This is a genomic window from Chryseobacterium pyrolae, from assembly GCF_025153485.1.
In the GTDB taxonomy this organism is placed as follows: Bacteria; Bacteroidota; Bacteroidia; order Flavobacteriales; family Weeksellaceae; genus Chryseobacterium; species Chryseobacterium antibioticum.
This window is the reverse complement of sequence record NZ_JANZQH010000008.1, coordinates 85010-104447: the sequence shown is the minus strand read 5'-3', so window position 1 is coordinate 104447 and position 19438 is coordinate 85010. Positions and strand designations below refer to the sequence as shown.

Sequence of the window (19438 nt, the reverse complement as noted above, 5' to 3'; positions counted from 1 at the left end):
TTCAATACTTGCCAGAAGATTTTGGTGTGTTCTTATGGAATAAAAATTAGGGTATGCCGTGAGACTTCCAGATGCAGTCGATCGATTTATATCAATACCAACTTTACTAGTTCGTGCAAAAAAACGGCTTCCGAAAAAAGCCCAATAAGTATAATCTTTTTTTCATCATTATGTGTATATTTTATATCCTTAGTTAGAGTTTGTGCTTTATTTAATTTTACGAAGAAAATTATGTTGTATCAATACCAACTTGAGTATGCTATGAATAATAAATTTGTAATATGAATGCAACAGAGACATTTTTTTTTAAGTAAAATTTATGGTACAAATTTACAGATGAGATATAAAAAGATGATACTGCATCAGTACTCCAAAAACGTAATTAATTGATTTAAAGCAACTAAAATATCTAATGAAGTACAAATACAGTACGAATGCAGTGCAAATGCAGTGCGAATTCAGTAAAAAATTGATTGAATTATAAGAGTTATTTTCGAAATTATCTATTTTATGCCCAGGTTTCGAAATAAAAAATGAAAAGAATTGCTTCAATATAATTGATAGTAACTACAGTTTTATGATCCATTTATTAAAATCTAAGTCAGCAGGAAGTCCTAATTTTTTACGTAGCCTATATTTCTTTGATTCTACAGTACGAATAGATATATGATCATACTGTGCAATTTCTTTATTGGAAAAGTTAAGTTTTATCAGCGCACAAAACCTGATATCATTAGACGTCAGTTGTGGATACTGTAAGGCCAGGTTATTGTAAAATTCCGGATATAATTCTTTAAACTTCGTTAAAAATAAAGGAGCTGAATGAATGGCAAGTTGTACAACTTCTTCAAATGTCGTATCAGGTTTTTTGTTGAGATTAAGAATTTCTTCTTCTTTTTTACTGGTGAAATGTTTCTTTTGTTTGGCTACATATCTGTTACGTAAAATGATAAACAATACAATGATAAAAATAATACCTGCTAAAATGTAATAAAGATTATTCTTACTTTTCTCTGCTTCATCCTTTTCATTTAATATTTTTTCCAGCGGTATATTGATAGCTTCTTTTTCTGCAATACTAAGGCTATCATTAATTATAGTATATTTTTCTAAATATTCATTTTTCTTATCTGTATTGTTGAGTAGGCTATATGTATTGTAAATCAGTTTATAAGTGTCCCGAATATCTTGCTGCCGGTTTATTTTTTGTGAAATGGCTAAAGACTTAAAGTAATAGGTCAGGGATTTTTCATATTCCTTTTTTTCTGTACATAATTTGCCATAAGACTGCAAAATCATTGATTTTTGGTATATGGGATATTTTTCACTCAATAAAAAAGCTTTTTTAAGATAATATTCAGCAGAATCAAGCTTTTTGTTTTTTAAATGACGTTCCGAAATGGCAACAAACAGCAGCGGTTCAGGGGATAAACTCATACATTTCCCTTGCATCTCGTTAATAGAATCTGTCATATTCAACTTCTCAAAATTGTCTAATTTCCAGGCATATGAAAAATACAATTGTCCTTCTTTCTCTTTCTGATCATCAATTTGCCCGGCAAATTTAATGGCTTTATTAAAATTGATATTAGACTGTCTATACAAACCCAGCTGAAAATAATTTCTCCCGTATTCATTAAATAGATGTGACTTTAGCGTATTATCTTCATATTCTATCATCATTTTTTCGGCAAGAGAAAGATAAAATAAACTTTCCTGATACTTATTGAGTGTGCATAAAGTATTTGCGATATTAATGTATCCCAGGATAACTCCTCCTTTATGATGCAACTTTTGTGATGCTTTTATCAGCTCTTTATCTAATAAAATACTTTCTTTATGCTGCCCAACTTTTTTAAGTCTTCTTGATTCGTTTCTTTGTAAACTGTCGATCTCAGCAATAGTATAAGTTTGTGCAGTAAGTTGTATAGCAAAAATCAGAAATAAAAGATGGAATCTCTTATTAAAATAGTAATATAAGTTCATAAATTTTCAATCCTCAGTGTTGTTATGCAAAATTAGTGTTTTTTTTACATCCATAATGTTTTTATTAATTATTATAGATAACTTCATTTAAATACTATTCATTTATGCATATTTGATAAAAATTAAAGATGATTTTCAAAAAAACAAGATTCGATCTAAAAATAAAAAACCCTGTAATTATGGATAATTACAGGGTTTTTTAAACATTTACAATGAGATTTTGATATACCATTCAACTGGCAATCAGTCCATTTATTTTTCTTTTTTTTGCTGCAAAGCCCTTTGATAAAAAGACTGTTCCGCAATCTTCTCTTCCGCTTCATTGATAGCGGCCAGAAGGTTGTTTTTATTGTCCCCAATTTCGCCCAATACTTTTGATACCAGTTCCCAAACCGGTTTCATTTTTTCGATCAGTTCAATGCCTTTTGGAGATAATACGATGAGTCTTCTACGCTCATCCTGTTTATCTTTTTTCGATTGAATCAGCTTTTGTTTTTCCAGTTCCTTAAGCAGACTTATGGTGGAAGGATGGGTATACCCTATTTCATTGGCGATCTCTACAACACTCAGCATTTTTTTGTGATGCAGGGTAAAGATGACCGGAAAATATTTAGGCTCAAAATCAATATCAAAAGATTTATAGATCATAGCACCATCTTTTCTGAGCTGCTCACTCAGACGCTGAAGCCTTGTAGATATGGCCAGAATCCCTGATTCATCTATGATATTCATACCGTATGGTTTTGCTTTAAATTTAAATAATAAAAAACATTATCTGCACTCATCAATGGAAAAAAAGCAGGAAGATTTTCTTTTTCAACCTCTACAAAATGATTCCTTTCATAAAAGCGTATAGCTGCTTTCAGTATAATAACGGTTCCCAAGTATATCGAGTCTATGCCATTTTCCTGACAGAAAGAGACCAAAACTTCCAGCAGTTCCTGTGCAATATTCAGCTCTTTTCCTCTGAATTCTTTTTTGACAAACATTTTTCTCACCGCTCCTGCCCTTTCATCAAATTTAACCAGCGCTATCGAGCCTACCAGTTCACCATCTATAAAAGCTCCCCAAAAGTTTCCACCGGGTTTCATATAAAAACTTTCAATCTGCTTCAGGTCCGGCTGGTCTTCTATCGTTATCGGTACGTTAAATTCTTTCTGCTGAATCGTTAGGATCAGATCAATTAACTGATCAGAATAGGTATTGTCTAGCTGTTGGATATGTATTTTCATTTGTTTTAAGATTAATAGTACAAAACTACGTAGTCTACTACATATATACAAACAAAATATTACTTTTAACACTATTATTCCTGTTAGAAGCATTATTTAATCTAAAATAAGAGATTGATAGCAGCTATAAAATAGAATCAGAAATAAAAAAACGCATGCCGTTACTGACATACGTTTTACTATTTATCGGTTGAAAATAATTATTTCCATCCACCACCGAGAGCCTGATAAAGCTCTACAGCTGCTTTCATTTTACTGTATTCTGCATTAGAGATATTTAATTCTGCGTTTAACGAATTCACACTGGCATTCAATACTTCAAGATAGTTGGCCATACCATAGTTCACAAGCTCCTGAGAATAGTTAACCGATTTTTTGTAGGCTTCCAATTCTTTTTCTTTCAATTCAATAAAAGAATCCTGAACGGAGAAAACTCTAATGGCATCAGAAACTTCTTTTCCGGCTGTAAGAACAGTCTTTCTGAAGTTCAGATAAGCCGTTTCCTGATTCGCTACACTTACATCATAGTTGGTTCTTATCGCTCTCTTATTTAAAATAGGTTGCGCTAATCCTCCTACTACACTTGCAAATAAAGAATTCACACTGAATAAATGATCAATATCAAGAGACTGAATCCCTCCGCTTCCCGTAATCTTCAAGGTAGGATAAAACTGAGCTTTTGCAGAATTGGTCAATTCAAAAGCATTCATCAGCGTATACTCCGCTCTCATCACATCCGGACGGTTGGCAAGCAATTGAGCAGGATATCCTAATTTCAGATCGATTGGAATTTTTTGCGTTTCCAAGGTTGATCTTTCAATCGCATGAGAAGGCTCTCCCATCAATAAACTCATGGTATTCTCCAATAACTGGATCTGAGTATCAATATCAATCAATAAAGACTTTGCATTGAAAACCAATGCCTCACTTTGCTGAACGGCAACTTCTGTAACCGTTCCTGATATCTTTAAAGCCTTAGTTGTTTCTAAATTTTTCTCACGAACAGCAATGGTTTCTGTGATGATCTTTTTCTGAAAATCATACGTTAACAGCTGATAATACGCTGAAGCAACAGAGGCAACCAAATCACTTTTTACGGCTTTGTGAGCTGCAACAGTTCCTAAATAAGTGGCAAGCTGAGCTTTTTCCTGAGCCTTTAATTTTCCCCAGATATCAGCTTCCCAACCAAGACTTGCTGTAATATCAAGCTGGTTGATATATCTTCTGTCTCCGAACAACTGTCCGGTTTGGGTATTCAAAGACTGAGTCTGGAAAGAATAGCCAGGACCAACACTTATTGTCGGTTCGTACGCTGCTTTACTTTGCTTTAAATAAGCCTCTGCAGAAGTAATGCTCTGTAAGGCAATTCTTATATCTAAATTATTTTCTAAAGCTTTAGAAATATGCCCCTGAAGTATCGGATCGGTGAAAATTTCTTTCCAGGAAACGTTCGCGATACTGGTACTGTCTGTAGGAAGCATATCTGTACGGAAAAGCTTTTCGTCTACAACATTTTTCGGCCTTTCATATTCTTTTCTCGCCATACAAGATGAAACGGCTGCCAAAATTGCGACTGAAAAAGTTATTCCTTTTATGATGTTTAATAAACTCTTCATTTTTTGTAATTAGAAGTTAGAAACTAGAGGTTAGAAGCTAGATTTAAAAACTAATTTCTAAAATCTAACCTCTAACTTCTCTAATTAAATTATTCTGCTAAATTGATCTCTTCTTTTTTAAGCGGTTTCACTTTTTCTTGTAAAGTCTGGAAAATCACATACAAGACAGGAATTACGAAAAGTCCTAAGATTGTACCTATTAGTAATCCAATCGCGGCACCTGTTGCAATAGATCTGTTACCTACCGCACCAATTCCACTCGCTAAAACCAATGGTAATAAACCGAAGATGAAAGCAAATGATGTCATTAGAATAGGTCTTAATCTGGCTTTTGCCGCATTGATGGCAGACATGACAATGGTTTCACCATGATGTCTTCTCTGGACCGCGAACTCGATGATCAGAATGGCATTTTTCGCGAGCAATCCAACCAACATAATCAAAGCGATCTGGAAATAGATATTATTTTCCAAGCCCATTATTTTTTGCCCAAAATAAGCTCCCATTACCCCAAGAGGAAGAGAAATTACCACCACCAACGGAAGGATATAACTTTCATACTGAGCAGAAAGGATGAAGTACACGAAAACCAAACTTAATCCGAAGATCAATAAGGTCTGCGATCCTGAATTCAATTCTTCTCTTGTTAACCCTGTAAACTCTACATCATAATTTTGATTTAAAGTTTCTTTCGCAACATCCTGAACCGCCGTAATGGCATCTCCGGAACTGAATCCTGCAGAGTTGGCCCCTGTAATCTTCACGGAAGTAAACAGGTTGTATCTACTTACCGATTGTGGACCGTATGCTTTTTTCAGCGTTACAAACTGAGAAATCGGGGACATTACTCCGGAAGCTGTTCTTACATACAATTCATTTAGATTATTGATGTTCTGTCTGTTTTCAGGAAGTGCCTGAACCATTACTCTGAACTGCTTTCCGTATTTTGTAAAGTCGGCGGTGTAAACTCCTCCGATATATCCCTGCATGGTACTTAAAATCGTACTTACAGAAACGCCAACCTGTTTGGCCAAAGGAACATTGATGTCCATTTGATACTGAGGATATTTTGTATTAAATGATGATTGAGCAAATTCAATCTCAGGTCTTTGCATCAGTTTGCCGATGAACTCGTTGGTTTTGTTATCAAGATCGGCATAATCTCCACCTGATTTATCCAGCAATACCATTTCAAAACCGGCACTGTTACCAAAACCAGGTACACTTGGCGGCTGGAAGAATACTACTTTCGCATCCGGCACTTTTCCTGAGATACCGAATAGTTTTTTAGTAATATCTTCGGAAGTCTGCCCGCCTTTTTTCCTTTCGTCAAATGGTTTCAACTTAATGAAAGCAAGACCGTTGTTACTTCCGTTTCCTGATAAGAAACCTCTACCTGTAGAAATCGTAACGTTTTGTACTCCCGGAACTTTCATGGCATTCGCCTGAAGTGTTTTCAACGCATTGTAAGTTCTTTCCATTGAAGCACCCGGAGGAAGCTGTACATCCGTAAAGATGATCCCTCTGTCTTCTGTAGGGACGAAACCTTTTTTCATTGTTGAACTCGCCCAGAATAAAATACCTCCTGTCACGGCAAAAATGATCAGCGTCACCCATTTATGTCTCAATAAGAACACAAATCCTCTTCCGTAACGATCGGTTGTCGTTTTGAAAGCGATATTAAATTTATAGAAAAACTTCTGTAAAAAGTTTAAGTTTTTATATTCTGCGTGGTGTGCATCGTGAGGTTTTAAGAATAATGAACATAAAACCGGACTCAACGTTAATGCATTAATTGCAGAAATAATGATCGCAATAATTAAGGTAATACCAAACTGCTGATAGAAAACCCCCGTCGGACCTGTAATAAATGTTACCGGAACGAATACCGCTGCCATTACCAATGTAATGGAGATAATAGCTCCTGTGATCTCATCCATCGCCTCTACGGTCGCTTTTTTAGCATCGGAAATACCGTGTTCCATTTTGGCGTGAACGGCCTCGACGACGACAATCGCATCATCCACCACAATACCGATCGCAAGAACCAGTGCGAATAAGGTTAATAGGTTTAATGAATACCCAAATAAATTCAGGAAGAAGAACGCACCCACAATAGATACCGGAACCGCAATGGCCGGAATTAAGGTAGATCTAAAATCCTGTAAGAAGATATACACCACAATAAATACCAGAATAAAGGCCTCAATTAAGGTATGAACGACCTTTTCAATCGATGCTTCAAGGAATTCGTTGGTATCAAAGTTAAAGGTATATTTTACGCCTTCAGGGAAGCTTCCTTCTGCTGATTTCAGGTACGTTTTAATATTTCTGATGATATCCTGGGCATTGGAACCCGGTGTCTGGAAGATCCCCATACTGATGGATGGGTTGTTCCCGTTTTCCCCGACTCCTGTATAAGACTGTCCTGCCAGTTCAACTTTAGCTACATCTTTCAGCATTAAGTTCTGTCCGTCCGGAAGAGCTTTGATGATGATATTGTCATATTGGTCTTTTTCGTTGAATTTTCCGACATACTTGATGATGTATTCAAAAGAACTCCCGCTGTTTTGTCCGATAGAACCGGCTGCCGCTTCTCTACTCTGCTCATTGATCGCAGCCGTAACATCATCCGGAGCTAGCCCATAAGCTGCCATTTTTGAAGGATCCAGCCAAACTCTCATGGAGTAATTTTTACCCCCGAAAACGTTGGCATCACCTACTCCATTAATTCTTTTTAAGTTCGGAATAACATTGATATTCAAAAAGTTTTGAAGATATACATCGTCTAAGTCTTTATTTTCAGAATAGAAAGACATATACATCAGGGCACTCGTCTGCTGTTTCTGTGTAACAACTCCTGAACGCGTTACCTCACTTGGAAGTAACGGCGTTGCTCTGGTCACACGGTTTTGTACGTTTACCGCAGCAATATCCGGATCAATTCCTTGTTTAAAGAACACCTGAATCTGTGCTGAACCATCATTTCCTGCACTGGAAGTAATGTAGTCCATTCCTTCCACCCCATTGATCTGTTCTTCCAAAGGTACTACTACACTTTTCATAACAGTTTCCGCATTGGCTCCTGTGTAGTTGGCTGAAACGCTTACTGTGGGAGGTGCAATATCGGGATACTGTGTGACAGGCAGGGAAATTAATCCCAAAACACCGAGAATCACAATCAGAATTGAGATTACGGTGGATAAAACCGGTCGGTTTATAAAATTTTTAATCATTTTAGAATTTCGGTTTTATAGATTGTACAAGGCTATCCATTTTTATAGGTTTCGGCTTTACAGCAGTTCCCGGTTTTAAACCTCCGATTCCTGCGGCAACGATCATTTCACCTTTATTTACGCCAGATTTTATTAAAGCCATGTTGTCAATTCTGTCGATCACATTAATCACAACATTTTTAGCAGTATCTTTCTCTACTTTATAAACGTAAACGATACCTTGTTGTTCATACGTTGCGCTTTCAGGGACAACCAATACGTTATCATATGTTTTTGGAAGTCTGATAGATCCACTGTTACCGTTACTCAATAATTTCTGAGGATTTGTGAAGGCAACTCTGAATTGTATGGTTCCTGTTGTCGCATCAATTTGCCCTGTAATGGCTTCAATTCTACCTTTTTCAGAATAAATACTTCCGTTCGCCAATTGTAGCTCAACCATTGGAAGGTTTTTGATCTTCTCAGGCATGGTAGCTCCCGGAGATTTTTCAAGGAAATCAAAATATTCTTTTTCATTCATAGAAAAATAGGCAAACAATTCAGAAGTATCTGAAATGGTTGTTAAAGCAGTTTGATCTGTTGGACCCACTAAACTCCCTACTTTTAAAGGAAGTTTACCAATAACTCCGGAAATAGGCGCACGAATGATAGAATATTCAATGTTGGCAGCTACTCCTTTATAGTTTGCAGAAGCCTGTTGTTTTGCGGCCATTGACTGTTGCAACTGAGCTTTTGCCTGAGCTAAATTAGCCTGTGCAGTCTGCAGCTGAACATCACTGATGATATTTTTAGCCACCAAAGGTTTTAATTTATTGACTTCCACCTGAGCTGCATTTACACCTGCCTGTGCAGCTGCAATAGTAGATTCAGCGGCACCGATTCCTGCTTTTGCTGCTGCTGCATTTTCTGACAGGATATTGGTTTCAAGACGGAACAAAGGCTGTCCTTTGGTCACATATTGCCCTTCATCCACTAAAACCTGAGTGATATATCCCTGTATTTTCGCACGTACATCATTATTGACCCTTCCTTGTATGGTAGCTGGAAATGTCTGATAACCTACGATATTTTTCGCCTCCACATTAATTACAGGATAGGGTTTTGCGCCGTCCTGTTTTGGAGCTTCTTTTTTGCAGGCTGTCAGTGAAAACGCTGCAATAGAAAGTATAACTAGCTTATTATTCATTTTAAAGTTTATTAAGAGATTCCTGAATATTTTCTATGTTTTTGTGTAAGAGTGCTTTGTAAGCTTCTATTCGTTCGTTGTATTGATTGTCATGATTTTTTTTAAAGTTGTTCAGGTCATCCAGCAGTTTGAGTTCGTCCTCCATTTTTTGAACAATTTTTTCAAATCTGATCTTCTTGTATTCATCATTGATGAAAAAATAGCGTTTTCGCTCATCCATTTTGTTATGGTCGATGATCAACTGTGCATTCAGCAGTAATGAGATACTGGTAGAAACAGAGCTTTTGCTTGCGGAAAGCACCTCGACAAATTCATCAAAAGTAATTCCTGCTTTCTCGTAATCGAAAAGAAGGTAGGAGTAAATTTTTGAAGCTAAAGGGGGTAGATTAAAAACGGTGCCATAAAACTTTACAGCATCCTGAAATATTTTTTCATCAACTTCTATACTTTGGTGCATAATATAAAAATTTTGACAAAAGTAGAAATTAGTTCAGAACTAAACGAACAAACATGATAGAGTTTATAAATACAGACTCTTTTAAAAATTCAATGAAAGATGATTTAACTTTTGGCTTAAATTATAATCTTCTCATAGGCTTTACGCATTCCGTCTGCCAAAAGAACTTCACCACAGTAGGAATAACCTTTACTTTCAAGGATCTTCAGCATGGCCATATTATCATAATTCGTATCTACTTTTACACTTTGAATTCCCTGGGATTTTGTAAAATCTTCAATATGGTCAAACAATTTTTTCACCATTCCCTGTCCTGCAAATTTTCCGTCAACGGCTACTCTGTGCACCACCACGAATTCGCCATCGCTTAGCCAGGCTCCTTCAATGGTACTGTAAGCAGGCTCGTCATTTAAGATCAAAGCTGCGTATACAGCAATTTCTCCGTCTACCGTCATCACATACCCAAAGCCTTTTGCAATGTCACTTTCTACTGTTCCCATATTAGGATATCCATTTTGCCACTGGGTACTTCCGTCCTGTTTTCTTCTTTCAATGGACTGTTGAATAATCGCCCAAATCTCATGCCTGTCTTCAATTTCAGCTTTCCTAAGCTTAGTTTCTAAATTCATTATTGGTTTATTTTTAAATAGAGATTTAAGAATCAAAAGATTGAAAAATAAAGAGATTCGTTGTTTTTTTGTTTTGGCTAAAGCCGGATTTGAAATATTTTTATTCTTAAGGCGGGCTAAAGCCCACCACTATTGAATATCTAACTCAATAAAACAAAAGTTGATAATTTCTTAATCCCATAATCTTTTAATTCTTAAATTTTTAAATCTTTGAATAATTTTTATTATTTGAATCAAAAAACCGAAAACTAATTAAAATTAATTTTCGGTTCGAAGTAGTAAAATTTAAAATTATGAAATTGTTTTATTGATTTTCACTTTGTTGAAGATAAGCATCTATTACCTGAAATGCATTCTTCTCGTCTTGAAGATCTACCATGATTTTTAACGACGTTGCTGTGGGCGTTGTCGTAAAGGTAAGATAGCTGTTTTCGACGCTGTTTGTAATTTTTGCATCATCCAATTTAGACTTTATTAACTGGATTTCTGAAGGTTTATCACTTTCAAAAACCGACACTCTCGTACTTCTTTCCATATTTCTATATCGTTTGAGTATCTAAATGTACAACGTTTTTTTTAAAATTACAAATCTTTGGTTTTAAATTTTGTTAAGATTCTGCTCGATTTTATCTATCGCCAATTGAATTTCTTCCCTGGTCACATTAAGGTGTGGTCTGAAACGAAGGGACTGATCCCCACACGAAAGAATGATCAATCCGTCTTTGAAAAGTTCGTTCATTAAGTGGTTTCTATCTTGTGCTGAAGGCAGATCTATAGCACACATCAGGCCTCTTCCTCTTGCATTTGAAATTTTCTCAGGATATTTTTGAGCCAGTTCTTTTAATCTTTCTAAAAGGTAATCACCCACCACTCTTGCATTTTCAACCAGGTTTTCTTTTTCGATCACTTCCATCACCAGCTGGAAACGAAGCATATCGATAAAGTTCCCTCCGAAAGTAGAATTGATTCTTGAACTTTCTCTGAAAACGTTGTTCGGGATTTCATCAAATTTTTCTTTATTGGCTAAAACACCGCAAACCTGTGCTTTTTTCCCGAAAGCAATAATATCCGGTTTTGCAGTAAAATGCTGGAACGCCCACATTTTCCCTGTAATGGCAATACCCGTCTGAACTTCATCAAAGATCAGTAAGATCTCATTCTGATCACACAATTTTCTCAATCCTAGCAAGAACTCGTCTCTGAAGTGATTGTCACCACCTTCAGCCTGAATAGGCTCGATGATGATGCATGCTACTTTATCAGGGTTCATCAGAATAGCTTCCTCAATCTGAAGAAGAGCTAAATTTTCGTTCTTGATGGTTTCCTCTAAATTTTCTTCCGTGATTGGGAAAGATAATTTAGGATTTAGAATTCTTGGCCAGTCAAACATCGGGAAATACTGATATTTTCTTGGGTCAGAAGTATTGGTTAAGCTTAATGTATAGCCACTTCTTCCGTGGAATGCCTGTCTGAAATGGATACAGATTCCGGCTTCCGTCTGAAGTCCTTTTTCAAAATTCTTACGCGTTTTCCAGTCGAAGCACGCCTTCATTGCATTTTCTACCCCTAAACTTCCACCTTCAATAAAGAAAGCATACTGCAGTTCTTCAGGAATCACTACTCTTTCAAAAACTTCCAGAAAGTGAGCATATTCCTCTGAGTACACGTCTGCCAAAGTTGGCTTGTTGACCGCCATTCTTCCCAGCCATTCTGATCTTTCTACAAGATATGGGTGGTTGTACCCTACAGATGCTGATGCAAACATCGAGAACATATCAAGGTATTCTTTATCTGTAAGCTTATCATATAGCCATGAACCGTGGGATCTTTCAATATCCATCACAAAATCAAAGCCGTCTGCCAAAACGTGTCTTCCTACTGTTTCTTTTACTTTATTTGCTTTTATATCAATTGTTTGTTCCATAATTAACTGTGTTTGATTTAAAAATTGAACGCTTAAAAGATTAAACATTCCAGGTTATTAATTTTTAAATTTTTAAATCGTTAAATGATTTAAATTAAAATTTTTACAGGTCGAATTTAATCCCTTGTGCCAAAGGAAGTTGAGCCGTATAATTGATTGTATTGGTTTGTCTTCTCATATAGTATTTCCAAACATCTGAGCCGGATTCTCTTCCGCCTCCGGTTTCTTTTTCACCACCGAAAGCGCCACCAATTTCAGCACCTGAAGTTCCGATGTTTACGTTCGCAATACCACAGTCTGAACCTGCATGAGAAAGGAATAATTCTGCTTCTCTAAGATTCTGGGTCATGATAGCAGATGACAATCCCTGAGGAACATCGTTCTGGATAGCAATAGCTTCCTCCAATGTTTTATATTTGATCAGATACAGGATCGGCGCGAAAGTTTCGTGCTGAACGATCTCGTAAGAGTTTTTAACCTCTGCGATGCATGGCTTAACATAACATCCTGATTCGTATTCTTTTCCACTTAAAACACCACCCTCAACTGCAAATTTTCCACCTTCTTTCTTACATTTCTTGATAGCCGCTTCATACTGATTCACTGCATCTACATCGATAAGCGGTCCTACGTGGTTATTTTCATCTAATGGATTTCCTATTTTCAACTGTCCGTAAGCTTTTACCAATCTGGTCTTCACTTCGTTGTATACGCTTTCATGGATGATCAGTCTTCTTGTAGACGTACATCTTTGTCCGGCCGTACCTACAGCTCCAAAAACAGCTCCGATGATAGACATGTCTATATCTGCGTCTTTAGAGATGATAATCGCGTTGTTTCCTCCTAATTCAAGGATAGATTTTCCGAATCTTTCTGCTACTTTAGAAGAAACCATTCTTCCTACTCTTGTAGAACCCGTAAAAGATACTAATGAAACTCTTTTATCATCAACCAGTTTCTGCCCGATCTCATGGTCAGCAACCAATACGCTTGAAATACCTTCAGGAAGATTGTTTTCCTTCACTACTTCAGCCATAATGTTCTGACATGCGATAGCACATAATGGTGTTTTTTCTGATGGCTTCCAGATGGTAACGTTTCCGCAGATCCAAGCTAAAGCTGTATTCCACGCCCATACGGCAACCGGGAAGTTGAAAGCGGTAATGATACCTACAACCCCAAGCGGATGGTACTGCTCGTACATTCTGTGACCAGGTCTTTCTGAATGCATCGTGTAACCGTGAAGCTGTCTTGAAACCCCTACTGCAAAATCGCAGATATCAATCATTTCCTGAACTTCTCCAAGACCTTCCTGAAGGGATTTACCCATTTCATAAGAAACCAGTTTTCCAAGGTCGTCTTTATATGTTCTTAATTTCTGGCCTAGCTGCCTAACGATCTCACCTCTTTTAGGAGCAGGGATAGATCTAAACTCCTGAAACGCCTTCTGAGCCGTCTCAATTACTTTGTCATAATCACTTTCTCCGGAAGTCTTAATTTTAGCGATTAATCTGCCATCTACGGGAGAAAAACTTTCTATCGTTTTCCCTGAAGCAAAATATTTTCCGCCCACCGAAGTCCCCTTATTTTCTTCTTTAATACCAAGGTTTTTGAGTGTTTTTTCGATTCCGAAATCCTTTACTTTTTTAGACATAAAATGTTTACTTTTCGTTTCCTCTAAAGATAGAAATATTATGCGAACCTCAAAATTTTAATTTTTAACATGCTTTTTATTTGGACTAATTATAAACATGCTTATCTTTGTGATGTAATCTTTTGAATTTCAGGAATGGAAAATAATAATCCAGTAGAGGATAGTAATACCGTAGAGGAAAAGAAGAGCTCCAAATGGAAAAGCTTGGTTAAGAAGTTTGGCATTGGTGGCATCATATTCTTCACCGTAAAGGGAATCATTACCTCTACCCTTATTTATTTTCTGGGGAAAAATTTCTGGACCATAATCAGTAATTACTTCACAAGACTATTTGAATAAATACCTGATATTTTAAGCATAAAAAAAGCAGAGAAATTTTCTCTGCTTTTCTTTTTTAATATGATCAATGGAATAGTTATTATTCTGTTATCGGGTTAATTATATGCAAACTTGCTATTTAGACTTTTTACTTTACCCTAATCCTTCTTCGTCTTTCTTTTTCCTCCCCGAATTGACAAGGCTTTGATGCAACAGGTATTCAATCTGCCCGTTTACGCTCCTGAATTCGTCATTGGCCCACTTCTCCACCTGCTTGTAGGTAGATTCATCGATCCTGATGACAAAGGATTTCTTGCCTTTGTTTTCGGAGGGTTTTGGAGTTTTTTCCGATTTCATTTTTTCTCGTTACCTGTTTAGTCCTACTTTTTTAATCGCGCAAAAGACGCAAAGATTTCGTTTAAATAAACTTTTATCCCAGTTCGCAAAAGCGTTTTACTCAGCTAAGTTTGTTATGAAATCTAAGTATTCATTTTTCATTCCTCACTTTGCGTTCTTCATTTTAATAAAGAGTTCCTGCATTTAAGATCGGCTGAGCTGCTTTTTCACCGCAAAGAACCACCATTAAATTGCTTACCATAGCCGCTTTTCTTTCATCATCAAGCTCTACAATATTCTCTGCAGAAAGTTTTTTCAATGCCAGATCTACCATTCCTACTGCTCCTTCCACAATCTTGGTTCTTGCTGCTACAATTGCGGTTGCCTGCTGTCTCTGAAGCATCGCTCCTGCAATCTCTGAAGCATAAGCCAGGTGAGAAATTCTCGCTTCCTGAATGATAATTCCCGCTTTTGAAAGACGGTCGGTAAGCTCCTGCTCCAAAATAGAATTGATCTTATCACCCCCTTCTCTTAAAGTAATGGGTGCATGATCGTCCTCTAAATTATCATAAGGAAAACTCATCGCCAAATGACGAACCGCTGCTTCACTCTGCATTTTTACAAAGTCTGAATAACGTTCAACGTCAAAAGCCGCCTTATAGGTATCGCCTACTTTCCAAACCATTACCACTGCGATTTCAATGGGGTTACCCATTTTGTCGTTTACTTTCAACGTCTGCCCCTGAAGGTTCTCAGAACGTAATGACATTTTTTGCGATGTGTACAAAGGATTGATAAAAAAGAGTCCGTTATCCTTTACACTTCCTACATACTTTCCAAAGAAGTTCAATACTCTTGAATGGTTTGGCTGAATGATCATCAGTCCCTTCAGGAAGAAACAGAACAGCAGAAAACACAGCATCGCTATGATCACAAATGTGATGCTCTGCTCAACTCCGGAAATAAAAAAATAAACAGCTCCGGCAAATAAAACCAGACAGAATACCAGCGCCAGATAGCCCGACATAGGCTTTAATACTTTTTCCATAATTGCAATTTTAATTTGATATTATTTTGATATCATAAAGATATAAATAAGTTTTGAATCCTGGATGATTCGTGATGAGTTTTTTTTAGGGTGCCGGATGCAAACTCTGTGATACTGCACAAAAAAATCCCGGAAAATAAATCCGGGATTTCAGTTGTTATATTGTAAACGTTCTATTTCTTCGTTAATGTTTTAAACTTGAAGTAAGAAACAGCGGATAAAAGAAGCATAGTTCCTAATCCGATGTATACCCAGGCCGGAACCGGAACAGGATCTCCTGCCGCATAGGAGTGAAGTCCGCTTAGGTAATAATTAACCCCAAAGTAAGTCATTACCATTGAACAGAATGCAAACATTGTTGCTACGTGGAATGCCCATCTGCTTCTTAATCCCGGAACCAATCTCATGTGTAATACAAAAGCATATACCATGATGGAGATGAAAGCCCATGTTTCTTTTGGATCCCAGCTCCAGTATCTTCCCCAGGATTCATTGGCCCAGATACCTCCTAAGAAGTTACCTACTGTTAATGCAAAAAGACCTATTGTCAGTGACATTTCAGAGACGATAGCCAATTCTTTTAATGTCGTATCGTGGTGACGCTTATGATTTTCCTTATTTGAAATAATAAAGAATACCAGAGAGATCACCGCAATGATCATTGACAGTGCAAAGAAACCATAACTTGATGTGATAATTGCTACGTGAACAATTAACCAGTAAGATTTCAATACCGGAACAAGCGGTGTAATCTGCGGATCAAGGGCTGAACCTCCATGGGCAAATCCCATCATAATAACAGCAACCATAAATCCGGCAGCAGGAATCAGTGCATTGGCATTTCTGTACAGAACAAGTCCTGCCGTAATACCCACCCAGGAAATGAAGATAATGGCTTCATACCCGTTACTCCAAGGAGCGTGTCCTGAAATATACCATCTTGCTACAAGGCCTAAGAAGTGGCATAAATATCCAACCAGACCTACAGCAATGATTATTTTGATGATTTTATTTAAAAGTTTATTTGATTTGAATAATTCTACAAATCCTAAGATCAATAACAATCCACCTATTATAGTATAGAAAATCAATAATTTGAAGTTGATGTTCACCGTGTTCATGAAAACCTCAAGATCAACTTTAGATTTTGCAGGAACAACTGCTTTCCCCCATTTCTGCTGATATTCTGAAAGCTTGGCTAATTCAGCATCTGCTTTGCTCCAGTTTCCGGTCTGCTGTGCCGCAATAACTTCTGCAAAATAAGGTCCCATTACCTGCTGAGATTCCATATCCGGTTCAAATTTCTGGTCAAGCCATGAGTGCCATGTATGATTGGCATCATTTTTCACAGGAACGATTCTCATAAACTGACCGCTGAAGAACTCGTTGAAGATCTGTACTCTTTCGTTCACAGAAATTACTTCTTTATCATAATTGGTTTGTTCAGAAGGTTTTTTACGGAAAGCCGTATTGTAATCATGTTCCAGGATGTAGGTAAGATTACCATTGGCATCGGCAGGGAAAAGATTCATCAATGATGTATACCCTTCTTCATCTGCTTTTGTTTTATTTTTTAATTCATCGCCTCCTTTTGTACCGACTTTGATCATTGGAACCATAGTCCAGCTAGGGGTATCTGTATTGATCGACAGGAACCATTGGTTGGCGGTAAGAGACTTTCCGTCTGTTCCTCTGAATGCGTCTTTCTTATATAATTTTCTTAAAACATCCAGTGCTTCCGTATTGATTGGAACAATTCTTCCGTCAAAATTCTGCACCAAAAGATATCCGAATTTATCAGCATGTTCTTCACTGATTTTATTTCTGGCAATGATCTCGTCTGCAGAGATCTTTTTCATTTTGGTTAATGGAGCAGCCAGTGAGTTCTGTTTCGGAGCTGTCCCCTGAGTAGGCTGAGCAGCTTCCGGAGCTGGTGCATGCGTGTGCCCGTCACCTTCTACGTGTACGTGTTCTCTGCTTCCGTCAGTGGTTCCGTGAGTTTCAATTTTCTGTGCATTTAAACCTAAGCTTAATAACACTAAAAGCACGGCTGCTGTTTTCTTTTTATTAACGTCGGTCAGCATTTTATTTAATTTCCAGAAGTGAGTTCCCTTCCAGAAGAAGATCACAAACATTCCCAGGAATAAAAGTGTGTATCCTATATACGAAATGATGGTTCCCCAGAAATCGTGGTTTACAGAAAGTACAGTTCCCATTCTGTCCGGATCAAAACTTGACTGGAAGAAACGGTATCCTTTATGGTTAAGAACGTGGTTCATGTAAATTTTATATGGAGTTTCTTTTCCTTCTTCAATGATCTTTACGTGGCTTTCATAAGCACTTGGAGAGGTACTTCCCGGATAGGTTTCCATTACGAAATCATCAAGCTTCAATGCGAAAGGTGTATTATACACTTTAGGCCCGAAACCCACCATAATATTCAGTCCATCCATGGTTACCTGCTTGAATGCGTTTGGATTTCCTTTTTCCACAGAAAGATCAACCAGTTGTTTTGTTTTAGGTCCTTGAAGCTCTATTCTAAGTACATCTGGCACCATAGCATCTTTCTTTTTGTCCCCTTCAAAGGCCATCAGTCTTCCTTTTTTAAGACCTTCAGGAACAACCAGCTTCAATTCGTTGATGGTGTATAAACTTCTCAATACCAAAGGTTGGAATTCATCTTTCTTGGTACTTCCGGTAGCCTGCGTTGCCATGGTCATAAAGGCGGCATCAACAGGTGTTTTGATGAATATTTTTCCGCCTTCTTTTTTAAACTCTACAGCACCTTCGATGGCTCTGTTGAATGTTACCAAAGTTCCGTTAATAGATTTTGTTTCTCCCGGTTTGATGTAAATATTCTGTCTTCCGGTGGTTCCTGTAGAAACCAGGTGAAGATATTCAGTACCATTCGGTTCAGCAATTAAGCTGTCTTTTTTTCTCTGGATGTAGTCTTTTGTGAAAACCTTTACTTCCTTTCCGTGGAAATCATAGGTGGCTTTAAAGTCTTTGTGCAGAGGAGACATCAGATAAGGAACATCCTGATAATTAAGAACATCTCCTTTATCCTCGATCTGGATCTTAAAGAAATTCTTATCCGTCACAATCTCGTTGGAAGTTTCACCTTCCCTGATGTGCATGGTCCCTTCAAAACTGATGTATCTTGTGATAGCACCCCCTATAAAAATAAGGATAAAGGCAAGGTGAAACACCAGGACCGGCCATTTTTCCCTTTTCCACAGTCGATATCTTGCAATATTTCCTACAAAATTGAGAATGAGCAGAACCATGATGAGTTCAAACCATTTTGCTTCATAAATTAGAGCTTTAGCTGTAGGAGTTCCGTAGTCGTTTTCTAAGAACGTTGCATAGGCCATCGCAAATGCATACACCAGTAACAGCACAGCCATTGTTCTGGTTGAGATAAGAATATCTTGGAGCTTCTTCATGATTTATTTTACTTGACATGCAAAAATAAGGATGATAAACAACAAAGAGGATAAAAAAAGCTGTTTTTTGTCACTTTGAAGCCTATTTAAGTTATTTTGAACCATTCTTAATAGTGTTATTTTTATTAGGGAAAATTCAATTTTTAAAATCATGAAATTCCAGATACAATATACCTATTCATGTTATTGAAAGCTTCTATCTCAAAGGCTGGGTTTTATTTCAGCATTTTGAACGTCAATTAATTAACAAGACTATGTTTTCCATGTTTCTTTTTGTTGTGCCTTGATGGTTACCTGTGAAATTAAAATCAGACATAAAGCCAGAATCCTTTTAAATATATTTTTCATTTTTTTACAGTTTTTAAACTTT

15 protein-coding genes are annotated in these 19438 nt (G+C 37.0%); 1 reads left to right on the top strand and 14 read right to left on the bottom strand.

Features of this window, described 5'->3' with window-relative positions; genetic code table 11:
• Window positions 1-567: 567 nt before the first annotated feature.
• The 11 genes from NZD88_RS16370 to amaB form a co-directional block, all read right to left on the bottom strand.
• Window positions 568-1683: a helix-turn-helix transcriptional regulator gene (locus tag NZD88_RS16370; RefSeq protein ID WP_259830543.1), complete on the bottom strand. Its 1116-nt coding sequence runs from the start codon at window positions 1681-1683 to the stop codon at window positions 568-570.
• A 555-nt stretch (window positions 1684-2238) separates the two neighbouring features.
• Window positions 2239-2718 (bottom strand): MarR family winged helix-turn-helix transcriptional regulator, encoded by a 480-nt coding sequence (locus NZD88_RS16365; RefSeq protein ID WP_259830542.1) that lies wholly within the window; start codon window positions 2716-2718, stop codon window positions 2239-2241.
• The gene (locus NZD88_RS16360) at window positions 2715-3218 is read right to left on the bottom strand and encodes a GNAT family N-acetyltransferase (RefSeq protein ID WP_259830540.1); all 504 of its coding nucleotides are present in this window, start codon (window positions 3216-3218) and stop codon (window positions 2715-2717) included. Before NZD88_RS16360 ends, NZD88_RS16365 begins: the two co-directional genes overlap by 4 nt.
• 200 nt (window positions 3219-3418) lie before the next feature.
• Window positions 3419-4834 carry a TolC family protein gene (locus NZD88_RS16355; RefSeq protein WP_259830538.1) on the bottom strand — a complete coding sequence of 472 codons (1416 nt, stop codon included), beginning with the start codon at window positions 4832-4834 and terminating at the stop codon, window positions 3419-3421.
• A gap of 89 nt (window positions 4835-4923) precedes the next feature.
• Window positions 4924-8070: an efflux RND transporter permease subunit gene (locus NZD88_RS16350; protein WP_259830536.1), complete on the bottom strand. Its 3147-nt coding sequence runs from the start codon at window positions 8068-8070 to the stop codon at window positions 4924-4926.
• Window position 8071: 1 nt separating this feature from the next.
• Window positions 8072-9256 carry an efflux RND transporter periplasmic adaptor subunit gene (locus tag NZD88_RS16345; RefSeq protein ID WP_259830535.1) on the bottom strand — a complete coding sequence of 395 codons (1185 nt, stop codon included), beginning with the start codon at window positions 9254-9256 and terminating at the stop codon, window positions 8072-8074.
• Between the two features lies 1 nt (window position 9257).
• The gene (locus NZD88_RS16340; protein ID WP_169236279.1) at window positions 9258-9713 is read right to left on the bottom strand and encodes a transcriptional regulator; all 456 of its coding nucleotides are present in this window, start codon (window positions 9711-9713) and stop codon (window positions 9258-9260) included.
• Between the two features lie 116 nt (window positions 9714-9829).
• Window positions 9830-10342: a GNAT family N-acetyltransferase gene (locus tag NZD88_RS16335; RefSeq protein ID WP_259830533.1), complete on the bottom strand. Its 513-nt coding sequence runs from the start codon at window positions 10340-10342 to the stop codon at window positions 9830-9832.
• A 304-nt stretch (window positions 10343-10646) separates the two neighbouring features.
• Window positions 10647-10877 (bottom strand): DUF2007 domain-containing protein, encoded by a 231-nt coding sequence (locus tag NZD88_RS16330; RefSeq protein WP_259830531.1) that lies wholly within the window; start codon window positions 10875-10877, stop codon window positions 10647-10649.
• 63 nt (window positions 10878-10940) lie between these two features.
• The gene (lat, locus tag NZD88_RS16325) at window positions 10941-12266 is read right to left on the bottom strand and encodes an L-lysine 6-transaminase (RefSeq protein ID WP_259830529.1); all 1326 of its coding nucleotides are present in this window, start codon (window positions 12264-12266) and stop codon (window positions 10941-10943) included.
• A gap of 103 nt (window positions 12267-12369) precedes the next feature.
• On the bottom strand, window positions 12370-13920 hold the full coding sequence (gene amaB / locus NZD88_RS16320; protein ID WP_259830528.1) for an L-piperidine-6-carboxylate dehydrogenase: 1551 nt from the start codon (window positions 13918-13920) through the stop codon (window positions 12370-12372).
• Between the two features lie 135 nt (window positions 13921-14055).
• Between amaB and NZD88_RS16315 the strand changes: the two genes are divergently transcribed.
• Window positions 14056-14259 (top strand): hypothetical protein, encoded by a 204-nt coding sequence (locus NZD88_RS16315; RefSeq protein ID WP_259830527.1) that lies wholly within the window; start codon window positions 14056-14058, stop codon window positions 14257-14259.
• Window positions 14260-14391: 132 nt separating this feature from the next.
• On the opposite strand, the gene NZD88_RS16310 is transcribed toward NZD88_RS16315, so the two are convergent.
• From NZD88_RS16310 to ccsB, 3 genes are all read right to left on the bottom strand, one after another.
• Window positions 14392-14595 (bottom strand): type II toxin-antitoxin system antitoxin, encoded by a 204-nt coding sequence (locus NZD88_RS16310; RefSeq protein WP_259830526.1) that lies wholly within the window; start codon window positions 14593-14595, stop codon window positions 14392-14394.
• 163 nt (window positions 14596-14758) lie between these two features.
• The gene (locus tag NZD88_RS16305) at window positions 14759-15622 is read right to left on the bottom strand and encodes an SPFH domain-containing protein (RefSeq protein ID WP_169236285.1); all 864 of its coding nucleotides are present in this window, start codon (window positions 15620-15622) and stop codon (window positions 14759-14761) included.
• A 173-nt stretch (window positions 15623-15795) separates the two neighbouring features.
• Window positions 15796-19068: a c-type cytochrome biogenesis protein CcsB gene (ccsB, locus tag NZD88_RS16300; protein WP_259830525.1), complete on the bottom strand. Its 3273-nt coding sequence runs from the start codon at window positions 19066-19068 to the stop codon at window positions 15796-15798.
• Window positions 19069-19438 lie beyond the last annotated feature (370 nt).

Excerpts from the sequence above, each read along its gene's own strand:
- ccsB (WP_259830525.1), bottom strand. The coding sequence starts at position 19,068 with ATGAAGAAGCTCCAAGATATTCTTATCTCAACCAGAACAATGGCTGTG.
- NZD88_RS16355 (WP_259830538.1), bottom strand. The coding sequence starts at position 4,834 with ATGAAGAGTTTATTAAACATCATAAAAGGAATAACTTTTTCAGTCGCA.
- lat (WP_259830529.1), bottom strand. The coding sequence starts at position 12,266 with ATGGAACAAACAATTGATATAAAAGCAAATAAAGTAAAAGAAACAGTA.
- NZD88_RS16340 (WP_169236279.1), bottom strand. The coding sequence starts at position 9,713 with ATGCACCAAAGTATAGAAGTTGATGAAAAAATATTTCAGGATGCTGTA.
- NZD88_RS16350 (WP_259830536.1), bottom strand. The coding sequence starts at position 8,070 with ATGATTAAAAATTTTATAAACCGACCGGTTTTATCCACCGTAATCTCA.
- NZD88_RS16360 (WP_259830540.1), bottom strand. The coding sequence starts at position 3,218 with ATGAAAATACATATCCAACAGCTAGACAATACCTATTCTGATCAGTTA.
- NZD88_RS16370 (WP_259830543.1), bottom strand. The coding sequence starts at position 1,683 with ATGATGATAGAATATGAAGATAATACGCTAAAGTCACATCTATTTAAT.
- NZD88_RS16335 (WP_259830533.1), bottom strand. The coding sequence starts at position 10,342 with ATGAATTTAGAAACTAAGCTTAGGAAAGCTGAAATTGAAGACAGGCAT.
- NZD88_RS16310 (WP_259830526.1), bottom strand. The coding sequence starts at position 14,595 with ATGAAATCGGAAAAAACTCCAAAACCCTCCGAAAACAAAGGCAAGAAA.
- amaB (WP_259830528.1), bottom strand. The coding sequence starts at position 13,920 with ATGTCTAAAAAAGTAAAGGATTTCGGAATCGAAAAAACACTCAAAAAC.
- NZD88_RS16330 (WP_259830531.1), bottom strand. The coding sequence starts at position 10,877 with ATGGAAAGAAGTACGAGAGTGTCGGTTTTTGAAAGTGATAAACCTTCA.
- NZD88_RS16315 (WP_259830527.1), top strand. The coding sequence starts at position 14,056 with ATGGAAAATAATAATCCAGTAGAGGATAGTAATACCGTAGAGGAAAAG.
- NZD88_RS16345 (WP_259830535.1), bottom strand. The coding sequence starts at position 9,256 with ATGAATAATAAGCTAGTTATACTTTCTATTGCAGCGTTTTCACTGACA.
- NZD88_RS16305 (WP_169236285.1), bottom strand. The coding sequence starts at position 15,622 with ATGGAAAAAGTATTAAAGCCTATGTCGGGCTATCTGGCGCTGGTATTC.
- NZD88_RS16365 (WP_259830542.1), bottom strand. The coding sequence starts at position 2,718 with ATGAATATCATAGATGAATCAGGGATTCTGGCCATATCTACAAGGCTT.